Consider the following 1,517-nt stretch of genomic DNA (forward strand, 5'->3'; position numbering starts at 1 on the left):
TGGCGGGCTTGGCCCCATGACGGCACGGGCGGGCCAATGATCGCCGCCTACCTTGCCAGCTGGCGCAGCCACCCGCTGTTCAACACCCTGTTTGCCTGTGCCATGATCTTTTGCTGGGGCATCTATGCGTTTCTGCATTTCAAAAATATTCCCTGGGGTTCGCAACCAGCCAATATTTTTGTTTTTGTTATCGCAGCCCTGTGCTTTGTCTTTATTTTTGTTTTACCGCGCTATTCGTTTCGCCCGGTGGCCGTACACTATTGCATCATGGCGGGAACCCTGCTGCCCTCGCTGGCCAACGGGCAGGAACTTATGCGCCAGAGCGGCATCTTCAACTGAGGCACGACAACGCACACACCCGCGCCATGACTAGAGCAATTTCACTTTGAAATTGCTCTGGCGGCTGCGCGAGCAGACGCCCGCAGCGAAGGCGTAAGCGCAATTTATTTGCGCGGTTAAACGCCGAAGTGAGCGTGCATCAAACTTTGAGAATGTATATTATCAAAGTTAATCTGCTCTAAAGACGCCCGGCAGACGCCCCGGCGCGTCACAAAGCACCGGCAGCGCGACGGCATGACGCATGAAACAGCCAGAGGCGGCGCAGGCGGGACAATATATCCCGGCTGCACCGCCTCTGGCTGTTCTGTTCCGCGCTGTCACCCGGCAAGCAGCGGGGCCAGCACCCGGCCAAGCTGTTTGCGAAACTCTTTCTGATCCAGGTCATTTTCCTTCTTGCCGCACAGCAGACTCACAATAATTGCGGCCCCCGTCAGAAGCGAAAAAACCGCATCCGCCCTGGCGGCAGCATCAGGACCGGATAATCGCCGTGCCAGCCCCTTGCGTCTTTTTTCAAAAAAGTCAGCTATAATATCAGATACTTCCTGATCAAGGGCTGAGAAAAGAATTATCCTAAACTCATCCAGCCACGGACCGTGCTCTCCTTCGTGCACAATGCTGTTCACAGCCTGATCCAGCATATCGGCCACATCGGCTTCCACGCCTCTCGGAGGCATCAATTCATGCAATGATTCCACCACGGCCACAAAAAGCTTCTTTTTGGAGCCGAAGTATCTGTTGATAAGCGTGGCATTGACGCCGGCCTTGGCCGCGATTTCTCGTGTACCCACGCTTTCGTAGTTATTATTGGCAAAAAGGCTACGGGCTGCCAGCAATATTCTATGTCTGGTCTGGGCCGCGTTGCGGGTTTGCCTGCCCTGATCCGCCACAAGGGGGGAATGTTCGGAAGGTATGGCGGTTACAGGGGCCTTGCCGTCAGTTTTCACTGTATTGCTCATGGCGTCCCTGCACTCGATGTATGATGGCCGAAAAACCGGCCATGCGTGCGTAGAAAATTACTCTTCCGGCGCGCACCCGCCCTGGCACAGGTGTTCTGTGCCGAAAGCCGCCAGCTTGCCGGCGGCAAAAGCATCAAGACAGGAGCCTACGCTGGGCAGACCGGCGTTGTGATACACCGCTATGCCCGCTGCCTGCATGGCCTGAAGCGGGCGCAGCCCCAT

General features: G+C 56.1%; 2 protein-coding genes. One reads left to right on the forward strand and one right to left on the reverse strand.

Annotation, left to right across the window (positions count from 1 at the left end):
* Positions 1–339: hypothetical protein (locus V6C07_RS08605; protein WP_333535985.1), on the forward strand; the 339-nt coding region annotated here is incomplete at its 5' end.
* A gap of 317 nt (positions 340–656) precedes the next feature.
* Here V6C07_RS08605 and V6C07_RS08610 read toward each other — a convergent pair.
* Entirely contained in the window at positions 657–1,295 is a 639-nt protein-coding gene (locus tag V6C07_RS08610) for a TetR/AcrR family transcriptional regulator (protein ID WP_333535986.1), read from the reverse strand.
* Positions 1,296–1,517: the final 222 nt, after the last annotated feature.

This window comes from Desulfovibrio sp. 1214_IL3152 (assembly GCF_036763055.1).
Taxonomy (GTDB): Bacteria; Desulfobacterota; Desulfovibrionia; order Desulfovibrionales; family Desulfovibrionaceae; genus Desulfovibrio.

Coding starts and splice junctions, on each gene's coding strand:
- V6C07_RS08610 (WP_333535986.1), bottom strand. CDS start 1,295: ATGAGCAATACAGTGAAAACTGACGGCAAGGCCCCTGTAACCGCCATA.